Origin of the sequence: Flavobacterium branchiicola (assembly GCF_018383905.1) — a bacterium.
Classification (GTDB): Bacteria; Bacteroidota; Bacteroidia; order Flavobacteriales; family Flavobacteriaceae; genus Flavobacterium; species Flavobacterium branchiicola.
Genome location: NZ_JAGYWA010000008.1, coordinates 1 through 23,735 on the forward strand (window position 1 = coordinate 1; position 23,735 = coordinate 23,735).

The 23,735-nt window shown below is 33.6% G+C and carries 23 protein-coding genes; 16 read left to right on the forward strand and 7 right to left on the reverse strand.

What is annotated here, in order from left to right; all coding sequences use genetic code 11:
* Positions 1 to 176 precede the first annotated feature (176 nt).
* Positions 177 to 866, reverse strand: coding sequence for an alpha/beta hydrolase (locus tag KHA98_RS19235; protein WP_213259528.1), 690 nt, complete (start codon positions 864 to 866; stop codon positions 177 to 179).
* A gap of 346 nt (positions 867 to 1,212) precedes the next feature.
* Here KHA98_RS19235 and KHA98_RS19240 point away from each other — a divergent pair, with 346 nt between their 5' ends.
* From KHA98_RS19240 to KHA98_RS19260, 5 genes are all read left to right on the forward strand, one after another.
* Positions 1,213 to 2,163, forward strand: a complete 951-nt coding sequence (locus KHA98_RS19240; RefSeq protein WP_213259529.1) for a 2-hydroxyacid dehydrogenase — start codon at positions 1,213 to 1,215, stop codon at positions 2,161 to 2,163.
* Positions 2,164 to 2,358: 195 nt separating this feature from the next.
* Entirely contained in the window at positions 2,359 to 2,784 is a 426-nt protein-coding gene (locus KHA98_RS19245; protein ID WP_213259530.1) for a DUF805 domain-containing protein, read from the forward strand.
* 18 nt (positions 2,785 to 2,802) lie between these two features.
* Positions 2,803 to 3,081, forward strand: coding sequence for a TM2 domain-containing protein (locus tag KHA98_RS19250; protein ID WP_213259531.1), 279 nt, complete (start codon positions 2,803 to 2,805; stop codon positions 3,079 to 3,081).
* A gap of 83 nt (positions 3,082 to 3,164) precedes the next feature.
* A complete protein-coding gene (locus KHA98_RS19255; protein ID WP_213259532.1) occupies positions 3,165 to 3,440 on the forward strand; it encodes a TM2 domain-containing protein in 276 nt (91 codons plus the stop codon).
* A gap of 174 nt (positions 3,441 to 3,614) precedes the next feature.
* On the forward strand, positions 3,615 to 4,715 hold the full coding sequence (locus KHA98_RS19260) for a suppressor of fused domain protein (RefSeq protein ID WP_213259533.1): 1,101 nt from the start codon (positions 3,615 to 3,617) through the stop codon (positions 4,713 to 4,715).
* A gap of 90 nt (positions 4,716 to 4,805) precedes the next feature.
* Here KHA98_RS19260 and KHA98_RS19265 read toward each other — a convergent pair whose 3' ends face one another.
* Positions 4,806 to 6,608 carry a GNAT family N-acyltransferase gene (locus tag KHA98_RS19265; RefSeq protein ID WP_213259534.1) on the reverse strand — a complete coding sequence of 601 codons (1,803 nt, stop codon included), beginning with the start codon at positions 6,606 to 6,608 and terminating at the stop codon, positions 4,806 to 4,808.
* 119 nt (positions 6,609 to 6,727) lie between these two features.
* On the opposite strand from KHA98_RS19265, the gene KHA98_RS19270 reads away from it, so the two are divergent.
* The 5 genes from KHA98_RS19270 (at position 6,728) to KHA98_RS19290 (ending at position 10,597) form a co-directional block, all read left to right on the forward strand.
* Positions 6,728 to 7,489 (forward strand): exodeoxyribonuclease III, encoded by a 762-nt coding sequence (locus KHA98_RS19270; RefSeq protein ID WP_213259535.1) that lies wholly within the window; start codon positions 6,728 to 6,730, stop codon positions 7,487 to 7,489.
* 130 nt (positions 7,490 to 7,619) lie between these two features.
* Positions 7,620 to 8,564 (forward strand): OmpA/MotB family protein, encoded by a 945-nt coding sequence (locus KHA98_RS19275; protein WP_213259536.1) that lies wholly within the window; start codon positions 7,620 to 7,622, stop codon positions 8,562 to 8,564.
* Positions 8,565 to 8,724: 160 nt separating this feature from the next.
* Entirely contained in the window at positions 8,725 to 8,976 is a 252-nt protein-coding gene (locus KHA98_RS19280; RefSeq protein WP_213259537.1) for a hypothetical protein, read from the forward strand.
* Positions 8,969 to 9,262 (forward strand): type II toxin-antitoxin system RelE/ParE family toxin, encoded by a 294-nt coding sequence (locus tag KHA98_RS19285; protein ID WP_213259538.1) that lies wholly within the window; start codon positions 8,969 to 8,971, stop codon positions 9,260 to 9,262. Before KHA98_RS19280 ends, KHA98_RS19285 begins: the two co-directional genes overlap by 8 nt.
* 297 nt (positions 9,263 to 9,559) lie before the next feature.
* Complete coding sequence (locus KHA98_RS19290) at positions 9,560 to 10,597, forward strand: aldo/keto reductase (protein ID WP_213259539.1); 1,038 nt, start codon at positions 9,560 to 9,562, stop codon at positions 10,595 to 10,597.
* Positions 10,598 to 10,748: 151 nt separating this feature from the next.
* Here the strand turns inward: KHA98_RS19290 and KHA98_RS19295 are convergent, their stop codons facing one another.
* From KHA98_RS19295 to panC, 5 genes are all read right to left on the reverse strand, one after another.
* A complete protein-coding gene (locus KHA98_RS19295) occupies positions 10,749 to 12,713 on the reverse strand; it encodes a transglycosylase domain-containing protein (protein ID WP_213259540.1) in 1,965 nt (654 codons plus the stop codon).
* 20 nt (positions 12,714 to 12,733) lie between these two features.
* On the reverse strand, positions 12,734 to 14,095 hold the full coding sequence (radA, locus tag KHA98_RS19300) for a DNA repair protein RadA (protein WP_213259541.1): 1,362 nt from the start codon (positions 14,093 to 14,095) through the stop codon (positions 12,734 to 12,736).
* Positions 14,095 to 15,249, reverse strand: coding sequence for an alpha/beta hydrolase (locus KHA98_RS19305; protein ID WP_213259542.1), 1,155 nt, complete (start codon positions 15,247 to 15,249; stop codon positions 14,095 to 14,097). Before KHA98_RS19305 ends, radA begins: the two co-directional genes overlap by 1 nt.
* Before the next feature lie 197 nt (positions 15,250 to 15,446).
* On the reverse strand, positions 15,447 to 15,797 hold the full coding sequence (gene panD, locus KHA98_RS19310) for an aspartate 1-decarboxylase (protein ID WP_017495920.1): 351 nt from the start codon (positions 15,795 to 15,797) through the stop codon (positions 15,447 to 15,449).
* A gap of 14 nt (positions 15,798 to 15,811) precedes the next feature.
* The gene (gene panC, locus KHA98_RS19315) at positions 15,812 to 16,690 is read right to left on the reverse strand and encodes a pantoate--beta-alanine ligase (RefSeq protein WP_213259543.1); all 879 of its coding nucleotides are present in this window, start codon (positions 16,688 to 16,690) and stop codon (positions 15,812 to 15,814) included.
* A 78-nt stretch (positions 16,691 to 16,768) separates the two neighbouring features.
* Between panC and KHA98_RS19320 the strand changes: the two genes are divergently transcribed.
* The 6 genes from KHA98_RS19320 to KHA98_RS19345 all read left to right on the forward strand — a co-directional run bounded on the left by KHA98_RS19320 (position 16,769) and on the right by KHA98_RS19345 (position 23,734).
* Positions 16,769 to 17,575, forward strand: coding sequence for a glycogen/starch synthase (locus tag KHA98_RS19320; RefSeq protein WP_213259544.1), 807 nt, complete (start codon positions 16,769 to 16,771; stop codon positions 17,573 to 17,575).
* 21 nt (positions 17,576 to 17,596) lie between these two features.
* Positions 17,597 to 19,237 carry a DUF4270 domain-containing protein gene (locus KHA98_RS19325; protein ID WP_213259545.1) on the forward strand — a complete coding sequence of 547 codons (1,641 nt, stop codon included), beginning with the start codon at positions 17,597 to 17,599 and terminating at the stop codon, positions 19,235 to 19,237.
* Between the two features lie 9 nt (positions 19,238 to 19,246).
* The gene (gene glmS, locus KHA98_RS19330; RefSeq protein WP_213259546.1) at positions 19,247 to 21,094 is read left to right on the forward strand and encodes a glutamine--fructose-6-phosphate transaminase (isomerizing); all 1,848 of its coding nucleotides are present in this window, start codon (positions 19,247 to 19,249) and stop codon (positions 21,092 to 21,094) included.
* Positions 21,095 to 21,544: 450 nt separating this feature from the next.
* The gene (locus KHA98_RS19335) at positions 21,545 to 22,291 is read left to right on the forward strand and encodes a bZIP transcription factor (RefSeq protein WP_213259547.1); all 747 of its coding nucleotides are present in this window, start codon (positions 21,545 to 21,547) and stop codon (positions 22,289 to 22,291) included.
* A 9-nt stretch (positions 22,292 to 22,300) separates the two neighbouring features.
* Positions 22,301 to 23,284: a hypothetical protein gene (locus KHA98_RS19340; protein WP_246522436.1), complete on the forward strand. Its 984-nt coding sequence runs from the start codon at positions 22,301 to 22,303 to the stop codon at positions 23,282 to 23,284.
* Positions 23,285 to 23,287: 3 nt separating this feature from the next.
* Positions 23,288 to 23,734, forward strand: coding sequence for a T9SS type A sorting domain-containing protein (locus KHA98_RS19345; RefSeq protein WP_213259548.1), 447 nt, complete (start codon positions 23,288 to 23,290; stop codon positions 23,732 to 23,734).
* Position 23,735 lies beyond the last annotated feature (1 nt).

Genomic DNA, 23,735 nt, shown 5'->3' on the forward strand with positions numbered 1-23,735 from the left:
AAATTCTTTTACGACCTTCCTTTTAAAGACCTCACTGAAAGTTTGGGGAGGCAATGGATTTTTAGAATGTTTTCTTTCTGTTGACATAATTGCATCTATTATAGTCAACTTTTTTCAGGACGAGACATAGAAATAAAAACCCGCTAATTTTGTACTTAGCGGGTTTGAGCTATTTTTTAAAATGTAGCAGCAGCTTCTAAGATTAAAGCGGTTACTTCTTTTGGATGCGATGCCAAAGAGGCGTGTCCTGCATCCAGATGAATGATTTTTTTAGGTTTTATGCGCTCCGCCATTTCCTTTTCTGTTTCTGCAGGAATCATATTGTCAAAGTTGGAAATTTGATACCAGCTTGGTTTTGTTTTCCATGCCGGATTGCCTGCAAGATCTCCAAAACATTGACCATGTATCGGTTTTTGAGCTAAAGATAAAACCAAGGTTTCTTCCGGATTTAAATCCTGAGCAAATGCCTGATGAAACTCATCGTATTTAATCCATAAAAAACCTTTAGAATCAGGATAAATACTGGCTCCGCCTGAACCGGACCTGCGCGCAAGCAGACTTCCCAGACTATCTCCTTCATCGGGTGCAAATGCGGCAATATATACCAAACCTACAACTTTGTCGTGATTTCCGGCACCCGAGATTACTGCTCCGCCATAAGAATGTCCTACCAGAAGTACTTTGCCTTCCTGCGCATCAATCAGATCCTGAGTTTTGTTTATATCGTCTTGTAATGAAGTCAACGGATTTTGAACGCTTCGTACTTTGTAGCCTTCCTTTACCAAACCCGGAATTACATGTTGCCAATGAGAACCATCGCCCCAGGCCCCGTGAACCAAAATAATGGTTAAATTGTTTGTTGCCATAATAACTTTTATTTAATGAATAAAGAATAATTACTTGTTTAAATTAAATTGGTGATAAGGCGAAAAGGGACGGGTTTTCTGAAGTTAAGTTGTAACAATAAATGTATGAAATTAAATAACTCGAAAATGTTAAGATTTACATAGTTTATGTGTTTAATTGTCTCAATTTCAATTGATAGTATTGTTTTTGATGTTGTGTTTGGAATCAAAAAAGTCGATTTTCTGTTTTTTTGAATGCTTTTCTGATTCCTGTTTCATTTTAGGAAATTAATAGTCAAACAGTAATCTTAAAAGAAGGACTTAAATAAAGAATAAGCTGTATTTTTGTTTTATAAAATATAATACAATGAGTATAAAAATTCTTCATATCGACAGTAATAATCCAGTTCTATGGAATCAATTGGAGGAAGCTGGTTTCGAAAATCACGCCGATTTTAAATCTTCAAAGGAAGAAATCGAAGCAAAAATTCAGGATTATAATGGAATCGTAATTCGCAGCCGATTTAAAATTGATAAAACATTTTTAGATAAAGCTACTAATCTGCAGTTTATTGCCAGAGTTGGTGCAGGTTTAGAAAGTATAGATTGTGATTACGCCGAAGAAAAAGGAGTGCATTTGATTGCAGCTCCGGAAGGAAATCGAAATGCAGTTGCAGAACATTCGCTTGGTGTAATCTTATCGCTTTTTAATAATTTGAATAAAGCCGATGCTGAAGTGAAAGCCGGACAATGGCATCGTGAAAGCAATCGTGGTCATGAATTGGATGGGAAAACTGTTGGAATCATTGGTTACGGAAATATGGGTAAAGCTTTTGCTAAAAAACTTCGTGGTTTTGATGTCGAAGTTTTATTTCATGATCTTTTAGAAAATATTGCAGATGAAAATGCAAAGCAGGTTACGCTGTCAGAATTACAACAGAAAGCTGATGTTTTGAGTTTGCACTTGCCGTGGACACCCGAAACAGATAAAATGGTCGATGCAGATTTTATAAACTCATTTTCGAAGCCATTTTGGATTATTAATACTTCTCGCGGCAAAAACATCGTTACGGCTGATTTAGTTCAGGGAATGAAAGAAAAAAAGGTTCTTGGTGCAGGTCTGGATGTTTTGGAGTATGAGAAATTATCTTTTGAAACACTGTTTCAGGATAAAAATACACCAGAGGCATTTCAGTACCTGTTGCAGGCAGACAATGTTTTATTAACGCCACATATTGCAGGATGGACTTTTGAAAGTCATGAGCGCTTAGCGCAGGTGATCGTTGATAAAATTAAAGTGGTTTATAATAAAAAGTAGTCTACAGCCTTTAGATTTTAATAACGAGTTTTTTCTTGTAAATTTTATTTAGTGAGATTAGTTTTATTTGTTAATTTTTAATAATATTGCTACAAATTCATGAAGAATCAGTCTAAATAGCTCTATTCTTGTGGAATGAGGAGAAACCGAAAATCCTTAAAGAGTAGGTGTTATTAAACTAATTCTGAATTAATTATGATTGAATGGTACAAAAAAGTAGTTTTTGAAAACTATGCAAACTTCAAAGGACGTGCAAGAAGAAGCGAGTATTGGTATTTTACACTTGCAAATGGTATAATTTCTATAGCAGTAATAATTGCAGGACTAATTATAGGCGGTATTTTAGGAGATGTTGCTACAGGAGGAATTATTGGATATGGAATTCTTGTTCTTTATAGTTTTGCTACACTTATTCCCGGACTGGCAGTTGTTGTAAGAAGATTGCATGATATTGACAAAAGTGGCTGGTACTTTCTTGTTAGCTTGATCCCTTTTGCCGGTGGAATCTGGTTGTTGATTTTGTTATGTACCGAAGGAACCTACGGATCAAATCAATATGGTTCTGATCCTAAAAATGAGGTAGAAGAAATTAATGAAATTGGTAAAGTTGAATTACAATAATTAAATAATTAATAAAAAATGGAAACTACAAAACCAGAAAGCTGGAACACACCGTCTCAACCAAGACAAGAGAATAAAAAAGTATTAGCCGGGATTATGGGGATTATATTTGGATATTTAGGTATTCATAAATTTATCTTAGGATACACTCAGGAAGGAATTATACAATTAGTAATAAGCGTTGTTACTTGCGGTATTGGTGGAATTATCGGATTTGTTGAAGGAATTATTTACCTTACTAAATCAGATGAAGATTTCTATCAGACTTACCAGGTAGGTAAAAAAGGCTGGTTCTAATTTATTATATTGAAATCCCATTCATTTATGAATGGGATTTTTTTTGCAAAATGTTTTTAATCAATTTTTTAAATAATTAAAATATGGAAAGTACAAAAACAGAAGAGTGGAATAATCCGTCACACCCGCAAGAAGAAAACAAAAAAGTTGTTGCAGGAATTTTGGCTATTTTATTAGGTACATTGGGAATTCATAAGTTTTACTTGGGTTATACCAAAGAAGGAATAATCCAGCTTATATTAGGACTTATGTGCGGAATTGGTGGTGTAATTGGATTAATTGAAGGAATTCTTTACTTAACAAAAACCGACGGAGATTTTTATCAAACGTATCAGGTTGGAAGAAAACCTTGGTTTTAAAATACTACAGAATAAGATTTTGAAATCCCATTCAGAAATGAATGGGATTTTTAGCTTATTGTAACATTAGCTAGTTCAAAAAAAACTTTATTTATTGAAAAAAATGACCTTTTTGAGAATAAAAATTCGTTACTTCAGTGTAAAATTTAATGTTTAAAAAATATATTAGAAGGTATGGGGTTATTTAGCAGAAGCGATAATAAGATTGAAAAACCGAAGGTTGTCCTTGAATTAAGAAGTCCTAATTGTCCAATAACTGCAATTGTAGAACAAGATAATAGAGTTGCTTATTTTTATTTGTTTGGTGATAACGAAGATTTTGGTGTGAAGAGCTGCTGGATTAGAAATTTAATTGCGGCACCCAAAGAAATAGAAACGAAATTGATGGAAAAAGGTGTTCCGCCTTTATTGACTAAAGAATTTTGCAAGTTTCCCCAAGGGCAAGATAAACTTGTGGAGAAGGATTTGGAAATTGTTTGGTTGGAAGAGGGAGATGGAGCAGCATTATTAGAAAACGGAGAAATTGTATGTGTAATTCCTGGTTGGGGAGGTAATGGCGGATTTTATGGATACGCACGCGACTGTATAGGTGAAGGGTATTTTGCTTGGGAACTTTCAGAAGGTAATGAGATGCATAGACGTGTTAAAAACGCAGTTTCTTTTATAAAAGAATGGGATGAAGATGAGAATCCTTTTCAGTCTCTTCAACCGCAAATTTTAAATTATTACGATGAGATTTTTGGGGCAAGCGAGAAGTATTATGCAATTGATAATTCAGAATGGCCTCCAAAAGGCCTTTATTTATATGAAGGTGAAGAAAAGATTGTTTTTGCAACCGTAGCGGTATCATTAAGGCCACAACCAAAAATCGAAATGTATTGTGATAATCCAGACGAGGTTAATAGAATTGAGCTTGGGGTTATTTTGAAGTCGGGATTATCAAATGATCAAATACAGAACGTTGCGAGTCTTGTAAGCGGGATTACAGCAATACCTTGGGATTATATCACTTTTTTGGCAGAAGGACATACTGTAGAGTTTAAAACTAGTGCAAGTGAGAAGTTTAAATATGCGGTTCTTACTAATAAATTAAAAGTCTTGCCAAAAATGAACTTTACTGGTTTTTCTAATTCAACTATTTTGTTTTTATGGATGATACCTATTTCAGAAAAAGAATGGGAGGTACTCAAAGAATCTGGTTCGGAAACTATATTGAATAAACTTGACAGCATCGGTGAAGAAATATTCAATTTGGAGCGTGAAGAGGTAGTTTAAAGGGTAATATAAAACCTAAAAACAGATTTTAAACATAAAAAAACTCATAAGTTTTAGCTTATGAGTTTTTCTTTTCTATAGTTAACTGTCTTAATCTTCTTTCTCAGATAATTTCTTTTCTAATTCGATCTGAAATTCTTCAATAACCGGTTTCATAGTGCTTTCCGGGATATCTGCGATTCTTATGTACATTAAACCATCAATAGCATTATTAAATAACGGATCTACGTTAAAAGCTACTACTCTTGCGTTTTGTTTGATGTATTTTTTAATCAAAACCGGTAAACGCAGGTTTCCTGGTTCCAGCTCATCAATTATTTTATCAAACTTATTTAAGTCAGATTCCGCTTCATCAAAGATAAAATCTTTATCAGCGTCTTTAAGTTTTACTTTATACGCTTTCTTTGGATGAATATATTGTGCGATATACGGATCGTAATAATTCGATTTCATGAACTCAATCATTAATGATTTAGAGAAATCAGAAAATTGATTACTGATACTTACGCCACCCAATAAATATTTATGTTCCGGATGACGAAGTGTTGTATGTATAATACCTTTCCATAATAAGAACAAAGGCATTGGTTTTTGTTGGTATTCTTTGGTGATAAATGCACGCCCCATTTCGATTGATTTGTGCATCATATCATGAAGTTCCGGTTCAAATCTAAAAAGATCTGTCAGGTAAAAACCTTCAATGCCATGTTTTGGGTAAATTTCAGAACCTAATCCCATGCGGTAGGCGCCCGCAATTTTTTTAGTATCATCATCCCATAAAAACATATGGTGATAATATTGATCGTATTCATCTAAGTCAATAGATTCATTGGTTCCTTCACCCACTTCACGGAAAGTAATTTCGCGAAGACGTCCAATTTCATGAATAATATTCGGAATAGCCTTTGCTCTGGCAAAAAATACTTCGTAATTTTTACTTTGCAATAATCTGGAATCGCTGTTTCTTAAAGCCTGAACTTCATCAATCATTTTTGATTCGCTTGCAGGCGTAACTATTTTTTTAGGCGCTTTTGGTATTTTTAAACTTGCGGTGTCTATTAGTTTAGTATCCTTTTCAAAAGGATTTGCCAGCATATAGGTTTTCTTTCTTAGGAATTCTGAGTAATCTTCAAACGATTCAATTTCGTTTTGCTCGTTTACAGAAATTGGTTTTCCAATACGAACTTTAATTACACGGTCTTTCTGAGTAAGCAATTCTGATGGTAATTTTGCAGTACGCAAAGTATCATCAATTTTAGAAAGCCAATAGAATAATTTACTGTTTTTAGCATGAAAATAAATAGGGACAACCGGTACTTTTGCTTTTCTGATTAACTTTAAAGCACCTTCTTCCCAAGGTTTATCAACAACCAATTTTCCGTCTTTGTAAGTTGAAACCTCTCCGGCAGGGAAAATTCCTAAAGGTTTTCCGTCGCTTAAGTGACGTAAAGTTTCCTTAATACCAATTACACTCGATTTTACATCCTTATGATTTTCAAAAGGATTAACCGGCATAATGTATTTTTTCATCGGAACAATTCTGTGTAATAAGAAGTTGGCAATGATTTTGAAATTTGGTTCTCTCTCAAGCATCAATTTCAAAAGCAAAATACCATCAATACCACCAAGCGGATGATTTGAAATGGTAATATAAGCGCCATCTTTTGGTAAACGTTTTAAATCTTCTTCAGGGATTTCAAATTTAATTTCCATCTCATCCAAAATTCCGTTTAAAAAAGCAAGGTCTTCCAAATGTTTATTATGATCGTAAATTTTATTAAGGGTCGAGATCTTAAGGACCTTCATAAGAATCCAGCCTGAAAAAGTACCGAATACCCCGTACTTATCAACATTTATTGCCTTTGCAACTTCTTTCGCGGTAACTAAACCCATGTACTATTTTTAATTTATTAGAGCAGCGAACAAAGATAACAAAAAACTCTACTTTTCGTTTATTCAATCGCAAACTTTCCACTTTTTTATTACATTTGAAATCCTAAAAAATGACCCACATGAAAATTATTTCTTATAATGTAAACGGAATACGTGCCGCGATTACCAAAGGTTTTATCGAGTGGCTACAGCATGCAAACCCTGATGTAATTTGCCTTCAGGAGATCAAAGCGACTCAGGATCAAATTCCGGTAGATGCTATTACTGCCGCTGGTTATCCGTATCAATATTATTATCCAGCTACAAAAAAAGGATATAGCGGTGTTGCTATTTTATCTAAAACAGAACCTAAAACCGTAGTTTACGGTACAGGAATTCATCATATGGATTTTGAAGGTCGTAATCTGCGTGCCGATTTTGAGGACTGTTCTGTAATGAGTTTATATCTTCCGTCGGGAACCAATATTGAAAGATTAGATCATAAATTTATGTTTATGGATGACTTTCAGACTTATATAAATGAGTTGAAATTAACGATTCCGAATCTTATTATCTGCGGAGATTATAATATTTGCCACGAAGCTATAGATATTCATGACCCGGTTCGAAATAAAACTGTTTCCGGATTTTTGCCGGCAGAACGTGCGTGGCTGGATGCTTTTATGAAATCCGGATTTATAGACAGTTTCCGTCATTTCAATAAAGATCCGCATCATTATTCTTGGTGGAGTTACCGCGCTGGTGCAAGAGGAAATAATAAAGGATGGAGAATTGATTATAATCTGGTAAGTGATTCGCTTGGACACAGACTAAAACGTGCGGTTATTCTTCCAGACGCTGTACATTCAGATCATTGTCCGGTTTTAGTTGAAATTGAATAAAGTTTGGTACTGTTCTTGTTGAGAATGCATAAGTTTAAATTGAGCCAAGTTTGGAATTTGGAATTTCTTTTCTGGGTTTTAGACTGAAATTAGAATTATTAATAAGCTCCAAATAAAAAATAAATACAATATGATTAAAAAGGCCTCCATCGGATTACTGGTTTTAGCTTTGTCTACAACTTCATGCGTATCTAAAAAGATTTACAACGATCTTGAAACAAAATATTCAGATCTGAAAAAAGAAAATCGCTCAATAGCTGATGAAAATGCAGATTTAAAAACAGCAAAAAATCAGTTAGAATTAGATCGAGATAAATTAACCAAAGATTTGGCTAGCACAAAAGATGAGCTTGCAAAACAAAAAGCAGATTTGGCTGCCGCTCAAAATAAATACAAGGTTTTACAAGATTCTTATAATGCATTGGAGAAAAACAGCAACGATGCATTAGAAAGCAACATGAATAAAAACCGTGAGTTGCTGGCGCAATTGGAAGCTAAATCAAAAAAACTGGCAGATGAACAAGCTCGTTTGGATAAAACGGCTAATCGTCTAAAAGAACTTGAAGATATGATTGCAGCAAAAGAGGCTGCAATGAAAAAACTGAAAGAAACTTTATCTAAAGCTTTAAACGGTTTTGAAGGTAAAGGTTTAACAGTAGAACAGAAAAATGGAAAAGTATATGTTTCTATGGAAAACAAATTACTTTTTAATTCAGGAAGCTGGGCAGTAGGTGTTGAAGGAAGAAAAGCAGTTGTAGAACTTGGAAAAGTTTTGGGCGACAATCCTGATCTTTCCGTTTTAATTGAAGGTCATACAGATGATGATCCTTATGCAGGTTCAGGACCAATTGCAAACAACTGGGATTTATCAACTAAAAGAGCAACTGCAATTGTCGCTATTTTAAGTGAAAACAGTAAAATCAATAAGCAAAAACTAACAGCAGCGGGAAGAAGCGAATTTTCTCCTTTGGCAAGTAATGCGACTCCGGAAGGAAAAGCAAAAAACCGAAGAATCGAAATCATTCTTACTCCAAGATTAGATGAAATTGCGGAGATGCTTAATAGTATAAACTAAGGGACTAAGGTTCTGAGGTACAAAGGCTCAAAGGTTTTTACTTTTGAGCCTTTTTTTTGAATTCCGATTAACAGATTTCAATTTCTGAAAGTGTTTAGAATTTGGGATTTAATATTGGAATTTAAAATTTTGTAACTTTGGTTTCTATAAATCAAAAATTATGGGACTTCCAGAATTAAAAGAGAAAATAAAGAATCAGTTAGATTTAGCTGATGAAAGAGTGCTTAGAATTGTATCTTCAGTATTTGATAATTATTTAAATGAAGTGGTTTCGTATGATGCGAAAGGAAATCCTGTGACATTAACTGATTACCATAATAGAGTAGAAGAAGGTTTAGAGGATATTAAATACAATCGAATAATTTCAAGCGAAGATTTGTCGAAAGAAATGAAAGATTGGGATGATGAATAAACCAACAGTTTTTTGGTCGGAAAATTCAAAATTGGATTTGAAGGAAATTTATTTTGAACTTAAAAGGAAATATTCAAAAGAAAAGGCATTGAAAATTAGACATGAGTTGTTTGAAAGTGCAAATAATATCGTTTTTGCTGAGCAATTTCAATTTGATGAATATAGAATTGATTGTCGTAGAATTGTAATAAGAAATTTTAAAATTTTATATCAATTTAAAAATGATTCCATTTTCATTGTTAGGATTTTCAATACATTTCAAAATCCATTAAAAAGTTTAAAATAGACTTAGGAACAAAGGTTGTGAGGTATAAAGGCTCAAAGGTTTTTACTTTTGAGCCTTTTTTTAAACTCCAATATAAAAATTCCAAATTCCAATTTCTGGAAGTGTTACCCTGCAAGGTTTTCAAAGCCTTGTAGGTTTAACTTGGATTTGAATTGAAATTAGAGATACCTACAAGGTTTTTTGAAGCCTTGCAGGAGCGTATGAAAATCTTGTACTTTTTTTAACCTTTCTCGTTTTTCGATTTGAAAAATCCCTTTGTACCTTTGTTTCTTTGCAACTTTGAACCTAAAAGAAAAAATGAAATACACAACACTACCGAACACCGATATAAAAGTTAGTAAAATTTGTCTGGGAACAATGACTTACGGACAACAGAATACAGAAGCAGAAGGTCATGAACAAATGGATTATGCTTTAGAAAAAGGGATCAATTTTTTTGATACTGCTGAAATGTATTCGGTTCCGGCAAGTGAAGCAACTTATGGAAGTACAGAAAAAGTTATAGGAACCTGGTTTAAGAAATCAGGAAACCGCGATAAAGTAATTTTGGCGTCTAAAATTGCCGGACCAAATCCGAGTTTTGGGTATATGCGAGAGAAACTGGATTTCTCTCCTGCAAGTATTAAATATGCTGTTGAAAATAGTTTAAAAAGGCTTCAGACCGATTATATCGATTTGTATCAAATGCATTGGCCGGAAAGAAAAACAAATAATTTTGGACAACGCGCTTTTCATGGACATGATGATGTGTGGGAAGATAACTTTAGAGAAATTTTAGAAACTTTTGACGGATTGATTAAAGAGGGAAAAATCAAACATATCGGAGTTTCAAATGAAAATTCATGGGGAATGATGCGTTTTCTGGAAGAAAGCAAATACAACAATTTACCAAGAATCAAAACCGTTCAAAACCCATATTCTTTACTGAATCGTTTGTTTGAAGTAAATTCTGCTGAAGTTTCAAAATATGAAAATGTTGGTTTATTAGGATATTCACCTTTAGCCTTTGGAGTCTTAACAGGTAAATTTTTAACGGGAGAAAGTCATCCAAAAGCGAGAATTAGTCTTTTTCCGCAATACAAACGTTACAGCAGCGATCAAAGTACTCAAGCAACAAAATTATATCAGGAAATTGCTAAAAAACACGGTTTAACGTTAACTGAGCTTGCAATGGGATTTGTTTTGCAGCAACCCTTCCTTACAAGTTCAATTATTGGTGCTACAACTATGGAACAATTAAAAGAAAACATTGACACAATTGATGTGGTTCTTTCTAAGGAAATCCTTGCTGAAATAGATGCAGTTCAGGCTGTGATTCCTGATCCGGCACCTTAAGTTTTTTTGTCAAAGGCATTAAGATACAAAGATTTTCTTATTTATCTCGCAAAGTCGCAAAGACGCAAAGTATTATCTAAACTTGGCGTCTTTGCGACTTTGCGAGCATATAGACTAAGCTTAAAAAACTTAGTGCCTTTGTGGTAAATCATTATAAATCGAATTCGTCATCAACAGCCAGAGAGTCCAATTTAACTGCTGTAGAATCCGGAGCTTTGATTTTAATGAAAGAACGTGCATTTCCGGAAATATAAACTGGCAATTGACCTAAAGTGTCTTCCGGAACTAATAAGCCACGGCGGAACATTAAATTCTTTAAGAATTTCTGATTCTTCAGAGCGTAATCTTTCAGGTTGCCCTGATCATTGAACTGATACATGAATTTTCTTGGCTTCGGAATAATCGTTGCCAGATATAAGCATTCATCGACATTTAGTGATGATGGACTTTTCTGGAAATAAAAGTGACTCGCTTCTCCAATTCCGTATACATTTGGTCCCCATTCGATAATGTTGAAATACACTTCAAGCATTCTTTCCTTGCTTACAATTCGATTGTTTTCCAGAATATAAACCAATAAGATTTCTTCAAGCTTTCGCGAAAGCGTTTTTTCACGCGTTAAAAAGACATTCTTAATTAACTGCATGCTGATTGTACTGGCACCACGAGAGAATTTTTTAGTTCTGATATTCTTAAGAATCGATTGTTTAAAAGCCTCATTGATAAATCCGCGATGTGAGAAGAACGATGGATCTTCTGTAGTTAAAACGCATTTTCTCAAATAAGGTGAAATCTGGTCTAAAGGTGTATAATTCGGATTGGCATTTCCAACTAAAACTGGTCGTTGTAATACATTCTGAATGATGGCACGATAGACAAATTCTCCATTTAATTTATTTAAATCGGCTTCGCCATATTTTGTAATTCTTAAATCTTCTTTGTTTAGTTTGCTGTCGAAAACAAGTGTGTTAGGTTTATTTTTATTGAATTTGAAATCCAGTTTATAATCAAAATTTCCAGTGGCCTGCATTCCCTGAAAATGGGTGAATAAACCATCAGGAAGTGAAACGATAAAGTCCTGCGCATTCATCTTCGGAATATTCACTTTCAAAGTATAAACTGTATCTTTTTCAGTATCATAAGAGATGTATGGTTTTACTTTTATCTTGTTTAACTGCATTGTCGAAGTGCTGTCAATCGAAATAAAGTCGTTTCCAAGAAGAAAGCGATAATCAAAACGGGCATTTTTAATTACAACATCTTTGCTGGCAATTTTTGGATGATTAATTTTTAAATTGGTGATAGAAGTAAAACCATCAATATGAAGTTCGCTGCCACTTTTGTCAATTTTTTCAACATTAAGCCTGATCGAGTCAAAACTTGCTTTTAGGTTATAACGTTCATCCAGATACGGAACACGAATAGCGCCGGTATCTAAATTGAAAAAACGAATATCTGCTTTTTGGTTTCTTGGATCAGCAAATCCTTTTAAATTCCATCGCTGATCAAAATCCTTGCTTTGAACGTGAAGGTTGGTCTCAAGTTGTTTGTCCACAAGAACTAATTTATTGATTGAAATCGATGCTTTCTTTCCGTTATCGTCAATTTTGAATTTGAAGTTTTCCAAATGCATGTCAGTCGGAACTAAATTGAGTAGTTTTGAAATAATTCTATACGCAAAAGCACCATATTTCCTTTTCTCATTTTTTTCGGTATTGTCGCTGTTCTTTTTTAAGAAAGCATCAAAATTCCTGATTTTTCCTTTTTTGACTAATTGGATATATCCATTGTCGACTTTTAAAGTTCCCACCTGAACATCGCCGATAAGCAAGTTGCTTAAGCTGACACTTGTTTCAATTTTTTGGATTTTAAGAAGAGTATCGGCATTTTTTGGTACTAATACAACATCGGTAAGTTTAACACTTGATAAACCACTAAAAGAGGCTTCTTTTATAGAAAAATCACTGTTATAATCAACAGCCATTTTATGAGTGACTTTTGCGATGGCTTGTTTTAAAAGCGAATCGCGAAAAAAGTACAGACCAACACAAAGCAAAATAAATACGAGGGCAAGTATTTTTAATGCTGTGAATATTTTTTGTTTTGGAAAATTCATAGTGGTATTTTTATCTAAAATCAACCAAAAAGAATACTGGCAACATCTTCAATTTTAGCTACAAGCTCAATTTTGATTCCTGTATTTTTTAAAGCTATTTTATTGTATTTTGAAACAAAAATGGTGTCGAAACCTAACTTTTCGGCCTCCTGTATACGCTGATCTACGCGGTTTACAGGTCGAATTTCGCCAGAAAGCCCAACTTCACCGGCAAAGCAAAATCCTTTTGTAATTGGAATATCTTCATTTGATGATAAAATAGCAGCAACAACAGCAAGATCAATTGCAGGATCGTCTACAGAAATTCCACCGGTTACATTCAGGAAAACGTCTTTTGCTCCCAAACGAAATCCGGCTCTTTTTTCTAAAACGGCCAAAATCATATTTAATCTTTTGGCATTATAACCGGTTGTGCTTCTTTGTGGAGTTCCGTAAACTGCGGTGCTTACTAAAGATTGTATTTCGATCATTAGTGGACGCATGCCTTCCATGGTTGTGGCAATCGCAGTTCCCGACATTTCTTCGTCTTTATGCGAAATTAAAATTTCAGACGGATTGCTTACTTCACGCAAACCGCTTCCAAGCATTTCATAGATTCCTAATTCGGCGGTTGAACCAAAACGGTTTTTAAGTGAACGCAAAATTCGGTAAACGTGATTTCTGTCCCCTTCGAATTGAAGAACAGTGTCAACCATGTGTTCCAGAATTTTTGGTCCGGCAATGTTTCCGTCTTTAGTTATATGCCCAATCAGAATTACCGGAATATTGGTTTCTTTTGCAAATTTGATTAGTTCGGCGGTCGTTTCTCTAATTTGAGAAATACTTCCTGCTGTAGATTCGATATAATCGGTATGCAAAGTCTGAATTGAATCGATGATTACAATTTCAGGTTGCATAGCTTCAATTTGTTTGAAGATGTTTTGCGTCTTTGTTTCGGTTAGAATATAGCAGTTATCGCTATTTGGAGTTATTCTTTCAGCACGCATTTTTATCTGTTTCTGACTTTCTTCGCCGGAAACATATAGAGTTTTATAAGGTAATTTTAAGGAGATTTGAAGTAAAAGTGTACTTTTTCCAATTCCGGGTTCTCCTCCCAAAAGCGTTAAAGATCCGGGAACGATTCCTCCACCCAAAACACGATTTAGTTCGCCATCAGTAGTATTCATTCGAATTTCCTGAGTCGAGTCGATTTCGTTAATTTTTAAAGGTCTTGGAGCTTTACCGGTTGGAGTTGGTTCGCTTTTCCATGCCACTTTTTCCTGCTTCTGAATAATTTCTTCAGCAATAGTATTCCATTCTTTACAAGCATTGCATTGTCCTTGCCATTTGGCATATTGAGTTCCGCAGTTTTGACAAAAAAAGGAAGTTTTAACTTTTGACATTATTTAGTTTTTTTTAGAAGAGTATTCATCTCATCTATTTTTTCGTACATCAAATCTTTATTCAAATCACCAATTGGCTCCATTTGAGAAGCGTTTTGGTATTTTTTTGAAGCATGTTTTGGGTCGCCCATTTTTTCATACATCAAACCTAATTCATATTCACCCAACATTGCTTTTGGGTAATTTACATTTCCAATTTCTGCCATTTTTCCTAGTTCATCATAGGCATTCTTTTTTAAAATAATGTTTTCAATTACTTTAAAATCGCTCATTCTTACCGGAACCTGAAATCCTAAAATTTCAGACATTGTAGCGTATTTTTTCTCCAAATAATCGGAGTAACCAGATTGTAAAACTGCAATTTTATCATTGTATTCCGCAGAATTGATTGGTCTGTAGGATTCAAAAATTTGATAAAGCGCATTTGGGATTGAATTTAAAACCTCAGTATAATGTGTAGCATCTTTGAATACGTCGTATTTATAATTTACTAACGGATTATTTGCAATTTTAATATTACTGTTCAGTTTCTCAATCGGTTCTTTTATTTTTTTGATATCACCTTCTCCTGCAGAAAGATAATAGAATATCGGTTTTTGGATTTTTGCAAATTTCTCTGCTATTCTAACTTCCATTTTTGGTGCAAGTTCAGGGCTTAAACAAATATACGCGTTAAAAATTGGGAATTCCTTATACAAATAAAAATTAGCAAAACTTGCTGTTACATCGTGACCGGCTATAATTCTGAAAGGCGCAGTACGATACTTTTTTTCAATATATGGGATCAGTTCTGCTCCAATAAATTCGAAAAATTTTGCTCCTTTTTCAAATGGTAAGCCTTCATTTTGATCGATCGTTGTATCATCATAACGTTCTTCATCTTTATTTTGATGAATTCCAATAATAATCATTTCAGGCATATCATCCCAATAAGTACCATAACTTACAGCTCCGGAAAATGGGTCAAACAAATAATCGCCGTCTAATAAATACAAAACAGGGTATTTTTTGTCTGGTTTTGCTTCGTAGGAAGCCGGAAGACCAATAGTTATTCTTCGTTCCTCTCCTAATTTTTCAGATTGGATATTGTCAAATTTTTTCTGAGAAAAAACAGAAACGGAAATGAATGCAAGCAGTAGGTAAGCTTTTTTCATGATTTGTGGCATTTCAGTGAATTAAAAAGTATTGAAATAGTGTAGCAATATAATACTTTATTTGCTTTTTTATTGTGGAGGGATTTTAAAAGCAATCAACTTTTTTGAGTTTAATCTTTTTGATTAGGGCAAAAGAAATCCTGTTTGTGCAAAAAATAATTTTGACAAAGGACACTTATTAAAAAGTAAGGGGAATTTTAGGTTAACGAATTATCGTTTTCATTTGGGAAAATGATCCACGGTTTGAAGGTTTTAGCCTCTTCAAATTCCAGGGTAGCATATGAAATGATGATGATAATGTCGTCTTTTTGAACCTTTCTTGCTGCAGGACCATTCAGTGTAATTTCACCTGAATTTTTTTCTCCTTTAATAGCGTAAGTTTCAAAACGCTCTCCATTATTAATGTTAACGATTGCTACTTTCTCGCCTTCAATAATGTTTGAAGCTTCCAGTAGGGTTTCATCAATAGTAATGCTGCCAATATAATTAAGATCGGCACCCGTTACTTTTACACGATGAATTTTTGATTTTATAACTTGAATTTGCATGCTGCAAAGGTAATTTAATTAAATGAAATGGTGTCAATTAACCTTATAGAATTAACAAATACCGCTATAAACGCACGGTAGTTTTTGTCTTTTATTTTATGATCAATTGATAATAATGTAGATTCGTCAGCGATTACGAAATATTCGAGCTTAAATTTTTCGTTGTTTTCAAAAGCATCTTCGACAAATTTTATAGTTTCTTCGGGAGTTCCGGTTTGAAAAATTTCTTTTGCTTCGTTTAGAACTTTGTAAATGATAGAAGCTTCTTTTCGTTCTTCAGGTGTTAAGCGTTCGTTGCGCGAACTCATTGCCAAAAGATTTTCTTCTCTAAAAATTGGGCAGCCCACAACATTTACGTTCAGATTGTTTTTTTCTACCAGTTTCTTGACAATTTGTAATTGCTGAAAGTCTTTTTCTCCAAAATAAGCATTGGTTGGAGTTACAATTTCAAAAAGGCGTTTTACAATGGTTCCAACTCCGTTAAAATGTCCGGGTCTGAATTTTCCTTCCATCTGATTTTCTAATCCGTCAAAATCAAAAGATTGAGAAACAGTTTGTCCTTCGTAAATATCTTCTACCGATGGTGCGTATAAAATTATTTTGTCACTTAAACCTCGCATTTTTTTTACATCTTCTTCAAGAGTGCGTGGATATTTTTCAAGATCTTCAGGATTGTTGAACTGAGTAGGGTTTACGAAAATACTTACAACGGTGTCGTCGTTTTCTTTTAGTGATCGTTGCATTAATGCCAGATGCCCTTGGTGTAAAGCTCCCATGGTTGGTACAAACCCGATAGTAGAATTTGCGGTTTTGATAGTTTTTAAATAAGCTATCAGAGCTACTTTGCCGTAGAAAATATGCATGGCGGGAATATTAAAATTTAGTGCAAACATAATATATTAGTTATAAACTGCATAAAATTTTGTAATTTTGCAACGTTTTTATTACCAAAAATTAAGTAAAATACTATTATGAAAGATAAGAGGATATTATATGTATCATCTGAAGTCGTGCCTTATTTGGCTGAAAATGAGGTTTCTTTAATGTCTTACGATGTTCCGAAAATGATTAATGATCAAGGCGGTCAGATAAGAATTTTCATGCCAAGATATGGAAATATCAATGAGAGAAGACATCAATTACACGAAGTGATTAGGCTTTCAGGAATGAATTTGGTAGTGAATGACTTAGATATGCCATTGATTATTAAGGTAGCTTCTATTCCTAAAGAAAGAATTCAGGTTTATTTTATCGATAATGATGAATATTTTAAGCGTAAAGCAACTTTTGCTGACGAAGAAGGTGTTTTGTACCCTGATAATGACGAAAGAGCAATCTTTTTTGCAAAAGGAGTTGTTGAAACAGTAAAAAAATTAAATTGGGTACCGGATATTATTCACGTACATGGCTGGCTGGCTTCTATGCTTCCAATTTATATGAAGCATTATTATAAAAATGAGGCTTTGTTTTCTGAAACCAAAATTATCACATCAGTTTATGGTCAGTCATTTGATGAAAATTTAGATTTAGAAATGATTAATAAGGTGAAATTTGACGGTGTTCCTCATGATGCTGTTTCAGATTTAGAAACGCCTAATTACGAAAATGTATTAAAAGCTAGTATATTACATTCTGATGGTGTTATTATAGCCTCAGAAAATGTTTCTCCAAGTTTAACAAAATTTATAGAATCTTCAGGAAAACCTTTTTTACCTTTCGCCACGAAAGATGCATTCGCTGAAGCGTATACAAATTTCTATAGAACGTTTGGTCTTTAAAATTTAACTTTATTATTAAACATGTATAATACTTCTTTTATTAAGAAAATTCTATTAGTAGCAACAGTAGTTCTTTTATATTCTTGCGATAAAGATTTTAATGCGATTGGAGATGATTTAATCGGAGATAATCATTTTGATTTAGTGCCACAGGATTATGGTGTAGTAGCGTATAATCAGGAAATAACTCCGATTCAGTCTAATAGCTTAGGGGTTAATGCTTTGGGTATTTATGATAATCCGGTTTTAGGTGCTACTACGGCAAATTATACTACTCAGGTTTCTTTAGCTGCTTATGCGCCAACTATTGGTGCAGATCCTGAAATTCAAAGTGTCGTATTAAGTGTTCCGTATTTTAGTAAGGCACAGACAGCAAAACCAGAAGGAGGAAGTACTTATAAATTGGATTCTATTTATGGAGCAGCAAACGGAAAGCTTAATCTAAGTGTTTATGAGTCCGGAATTCAGATGCGTGGTAGCTTTTTTGATAATGGAGTCCAATATCCACAGTTTTATTATACAGACATGGATACAAATACAGATCCAAACTATATAAATTTCGATTCAAAAAAAGTAGGAAGTAAATTAAATGATGATGCAAATGAGGCTCAAAACACAAAATTCTTTTTTGATTCGGAAGAAATTGTAGAAGAAACTACAGATGCGGCAGGTGTAAAAACTACTAACAGAAGTGCTCCTGCAATGCATTTAAATTTAAATAAAGCCTTTTTTCAGGAGAAAATCTTAAAAGCTGCAACCTCAAAGTTGGCTAGTGCTGATGCTTTTCAGGAGTATTTTAGAGGATTGTATTTTAAAGTTGAAAAAACAGCAGACGGAGGTCCAAGTAATATGGCTTTGATAAATTTTGCAAAAGGTAAAATTACAATTAAGTATAAAGCAAAAACAGCAAGTACGACAGATGCTGCAGAAACTACTGAGGATAAGTCTTTAGAAATAAGTTTGACTGGAGCAACAGCAGGATTGCTTAAAGATAATAAGAGTCAGGAATATTCAGATGCAATAAAAACGGCAAGTATAAATACAACATCGGGAGATTCGAAACTTTATTTAAAAGGTGGCCAGGGATCGTTGGCTGTTATAGAGCTAAAAGATTTTGGTGCACAACTTGAAGAGATTAAAAAAAGTAACTGGATAGTGAATGAAGCTAATTTAGTGTTTACTATTGATGCAGAAAAAATGGCTGTAAAAGGCTCAGATAATTTGGCGGCAAAAGAACCTAGAAGAGTTTATTTATATGATCTTACAAATAATGTACCTCTTGTAGATTACACAGCCGACAGAACAACAAGTTTGTCTACTGCTGATCCGGCTATGAGTAAGGTTATTTTTGGAGGTATAATAAATTTAGATCCAACTACAAAAAGAGGAACTACCTATAAAATTAGGTTAACTCAGCATGTTCGTAATCTTATTAAGAGTTCGACTGCAGTTAATGTTAAATTAGGCTTAGTTGTTATAGATGATATTACTGTCACTGCATCAAATAAATTGAAAGTGAAAAATGATGTCATTACAGATGCACCGAGAGCAACAGTTGTAGCTCCGTTAGGGACAATATTATTTGGTAATAATATTCCATCAACAGATGCTAATTACAACAAGAGATTAAAGCTTGAGGTTTACTACACGAAACCAAATTAATAAATATATATGTGTGGAATTGTTGGATATATAGGTCACAGAGAGGCTTATCCTATAGTTATTAAAGGATTAAAGAGACTCGAATATAGAGGCTATGATAGTGCCGGAGTGATGTTGTTTGACGAGTCTGGAGTTAAAGTTTGTAAGACAAAAGGAAAGGTTTCTGACCTGGAAGCTAAAGCAAAAGATAATCTAACGACAAACGGAACGATAGGAATTGGGCATACGCGTTGGGCAACGCATGGTGTTCCAAATGATGTAAACTCACATCCGCATCTTTCTAATTCAGGTGAATTGGTAATTATTCATAATGGAATTATTGAAAATTACGCCCCACTTAAAGAAGAATTGATCAAAAGAGGTTATACTTTTAAATCAGATACAGATACTGAAGTTTTAGTTAATTTAATTGAAGAAGTTCAAAAGAACGAAAATATCAAATTAGGTAAAGCAGTTCAGATAGCTTTAAATCAAGTTGTTGGTGCTTATGCAATAGCAGTTTTTGATAAAAAGAATCCTGAAGAAATTGTAGCTGCAAGATTGGGTAGTCCGTTAGCAATTGGAGTTGGTGAAGGCGAGTACTTCATTGCATCTGATGCATCTCCTTTTATTGAATATACTTCAAATGCTATTTATCTTGAAGATGGTGAAATGGCAAATATTCGTTTACATAAGCCACTTAAAGTTAGAAAAATTAAAGACGACTCTTTAGTAGATCCTTATATTCAGGAGCTTCAAATGAATTTGGAGCAAATTGAAAAAGGTGGTTATGATCATTTCATGTTGAAAGAAATCTATGAGCAACCAAGTGTTATCAAAGATACTTACAGAGGAAGACTTCATGCTAATGAAGGAATTGTTCAGATGGCAGGTGTTGAGGATAATCTTGAAAAATTCTTAAATGCAAAAAGAATTCTAATCGTTGCTTGCGGAACTTCTTGGCATGCAGGTTTAGTAGCTGAATATATTTTTGAGGAGTTTACTCGTATTCCTGTAGAAGTAGAATACGCTTCTGAGTTTAGATACAGAAACCCAATTATTAATAAAGATGACGTAGTTATTGCTATTTCTCAATCAGGAGAAACTGCAGATACAATGGCAGCAATTAAATTAGCAAAAGAAAACGGAGCTTTCGTTTTTGGAGTTTGTAATGTTGTTGGGTCATCTATTTCAAGAGAAAGTCACGCAGGTGCTTATACACACGCAGGACCGGAAATTGGAGTAGCTTCTACAAAAGCATTTACAACTCAGATTACAGTTTTAACAATGATTGCTTTAAGATTAGGAAAAGCAAAAGGAACTTTGTCAAATCCTGATTTTCACGCTTATTTGCAAGAATTAGAATTAATTCCTGAAAAAGTAGCTGAAGCATTAGAAACTAATGAAAGAGCCAAAGAAATTGCAGCAGCTTTTAAAGATGCTCCAAACTGTCTTTATTTAGGTCGTGGATATAATTTTCCGGTTGCTCTTGAAGGTGCTTTAAAACTTAAGGAGATATCTTATATTCATGCAGAAGGTTATCCGGCAGCAGAAATGAAACACGGTCCTATTGCTTTAATCGATGAGCATATGCCAGTTATTGTTATTGCGCCTAAACAAGGACATTACGATAAAATTGTAAGTAATATTCAGGAAATCAAATCAAGAAGCGGTAAAATTATCGCAGTTGTGACTAAAGGTGATACTCAGGTTCGTGAGTTAGCTGATTATGTAATCGAAATTCCTGAAACTTCAGATGCATTGTCACCACTTATTACTACAATCCCATTACAATTGCTTTCCTACTATATTGCAGTTATGAGAGGTTGTAATGTTGATCAACCACGTAACTTAGCAAAATCTGTTACAGTAGAATAATACATTTTAAAATACAAATAATGTTAAAAAAGCGAGATTTAGGTCTCGCTTTTTTTATGGGCAAAAATCAAAACTGCTAAAACTTTAACCGCGATTATTTGGTAGTCTTATTTATTATACATTTATTTGTGATATATTTAACACGTTTTTTAATACAAAAGATCTATTTTAAATAGTTTTTTACTTATAAAAAATATTAGAATATTCGTTTTTAAGCTCCCAAAAGCAAAAGTAGCTATATATCTATAGTATAGTTTTTCCCAAAATCGGGACCGTTAATCCTTTTTTAAAATAGATAAATAAGAGTGTTTCTTGAAAAAAGTTTTTTTTTCAGGGAGGAATTTTATTTGCAGGAAAATGCAAAATCCAAAAGTAAAAATATCAAAAACACAGTGCCTTTTTGATTTAACAAAACTATAAAATGATCATAAAAACCATAAACAGATAACCATGATGAAAAAATACATTTTAATCCCATTGATTTTTATTGCTCAAATAAGTTTTTCTCAAAACACATTTCCGACTAATGGAAATGTTGGCATTGGAACAAATATGCCTGAAACTTTGTTAAATGTTAATGTCGGTTCGGGCGGTGTAAATGGTATTGCTGGAATAAGGGTTGGCGGATTAGCTAACTATTCAAGTCTGGAATTGGGAATTAATGGTGATTATGATGGAATGATAAGGAGCTATGGTAACAATATAAATTATTACGCAGGACATTGGAAAACTAAAAATGTTCCTGCGACTGAAGATCATAGCCATAATTGGTATACTTCTAAAAAAGGTTCAACAGATTGGTCTTCTATAAAAATGATATTGAATAGTGAAGGTAATTTAGGTATCGGCACGAACAATCCAACAAATAAACTAGACGTCAACGGCACAATCCATTCCAAAGAAGTAAAAGTAGATATGGCTGGCTGGTCAGACTTTGTATTTAAAAAAGAATACAACCTGCCAACACTTGCAGAAGTCGAAAAACATATTGCCGAAAAAGGGCATTTAGAAAACATCCCCAATGAAGAAGAGGTTCTCAAAAACGGAATTAATCTAGGGGAGATGAATATAAAGCTTTTGCAGAAGATTGAAGAATTGACTTTGTATATGATTGAGATGAAAAAGGAAAATCAAGAAATAAAAAAAGAAATAGAAAAACAAACCAAAGAAATTGAAAATCTTAAATCTTTAAAATAAATAAGAAAAATGAAAAAAATAATGTTTGCAGTATTTTTTATGTTAGTTGGGTTTAGTGGGCATACTCAAACTTTAAGTCCAACCTCAAATATTAGATCTTCTGGATCTGCTGATTCTTTTAAAGGAGGGTATACTTTTTCTTACGCGAGTGCTGGAACTCCTTGGAATGGAGCATTAATAAGTTTTGGAGGTTTTGATAATAGATACGATTGCCAGATTAGTGCAGATTATGGTGTAAATGGAGGGAATAGGATTTCTTTTAGAACTAAAAACGGAGATGAAAATAATGGAGTGGGGGTGTGGAATAGCTGGAATGAATTAGCTACACGAGGCGAAAATAACTTTATTGGAAATCAAATCATTAATGGGAATGTTGGTATAGGTACATCAAATCCGAATTCTAGGCTAACTATAAGATCAGGAACAACTGGGGTAAGTATTCATCCAGGAATAGCTCCTTATTATGGAACTTTAGCTTTTAATAGAGAATCTTTTACAGGAGAAATTTTTGATCCAAATGGACAAGCCTTTCAAATAAATAATGGAGGATTAGATAAACATCTTCATATTCAGGTTTATAATGGCAATGGCTCGCAAGTTACAAATGATGCTTTTGTGATTAATGGAATTAATGGAAATGTTGGTATTGGAACTGCAAAAATAGATTCGAAACTAACAGTAGCTGGAAATATAGCCGCTCAAGAAGTTAAAGTGACCGTAAATGCAGGAGCCGATTTTGTTTTTGAAGATAATTATACTTTGCCATCTTTAGAATCTGTAGCTAAATTTTTAAAAGAAAATAAGCACTTGCCTGAAATTGCTTCGGCAGAAAAAATGAAGGAAGATGGAATTAATTTATCTGAAATGAATATAAAGCTTTTGCAGAAAATTGAAGAGCTAACCCTCTATCTAATTGATCAGGGCAAGAAAACAGAAGAATTAAAAAAAAATATAGCCAACCAAAACCAACGTTTAGAAAAACTTGAAAAATAAACCATGAAAAAACTATTTACACTTTTATTATTTGGTTTTTGCACTTTGGCAAGTGCCCAAACCAAACTCAATTTTAGTTACGATGCAGCGGGAAATCAAATTAGTAGAGTTTTGTGCATTAACTGTCTGTCTAAATCTGCACAAGAAGTTGTAGAAACCACTGCAGTAACCGAAAATGATTTAGAAAAATTCTTTCCAGAAGACGTTATTTCCTATTACCCAAACCCTGTAAGAGAAGAACTCTATTTGCAATGGGAACTGATAAACGATAATGCTGTAACCTCCGTAAGTCTGTATTCTATTATCGGACAGTCCTTACGAACATACCCGTTAAACAATAGTACAAATAGTCTAACGATACCTTTTCAGCAATATCCAACGGGTGTTTATCTGGTATTGCTCTCGTATAAAAACGGAGGAGAAAAATCTATTAAAATTATTAAAAAATAAG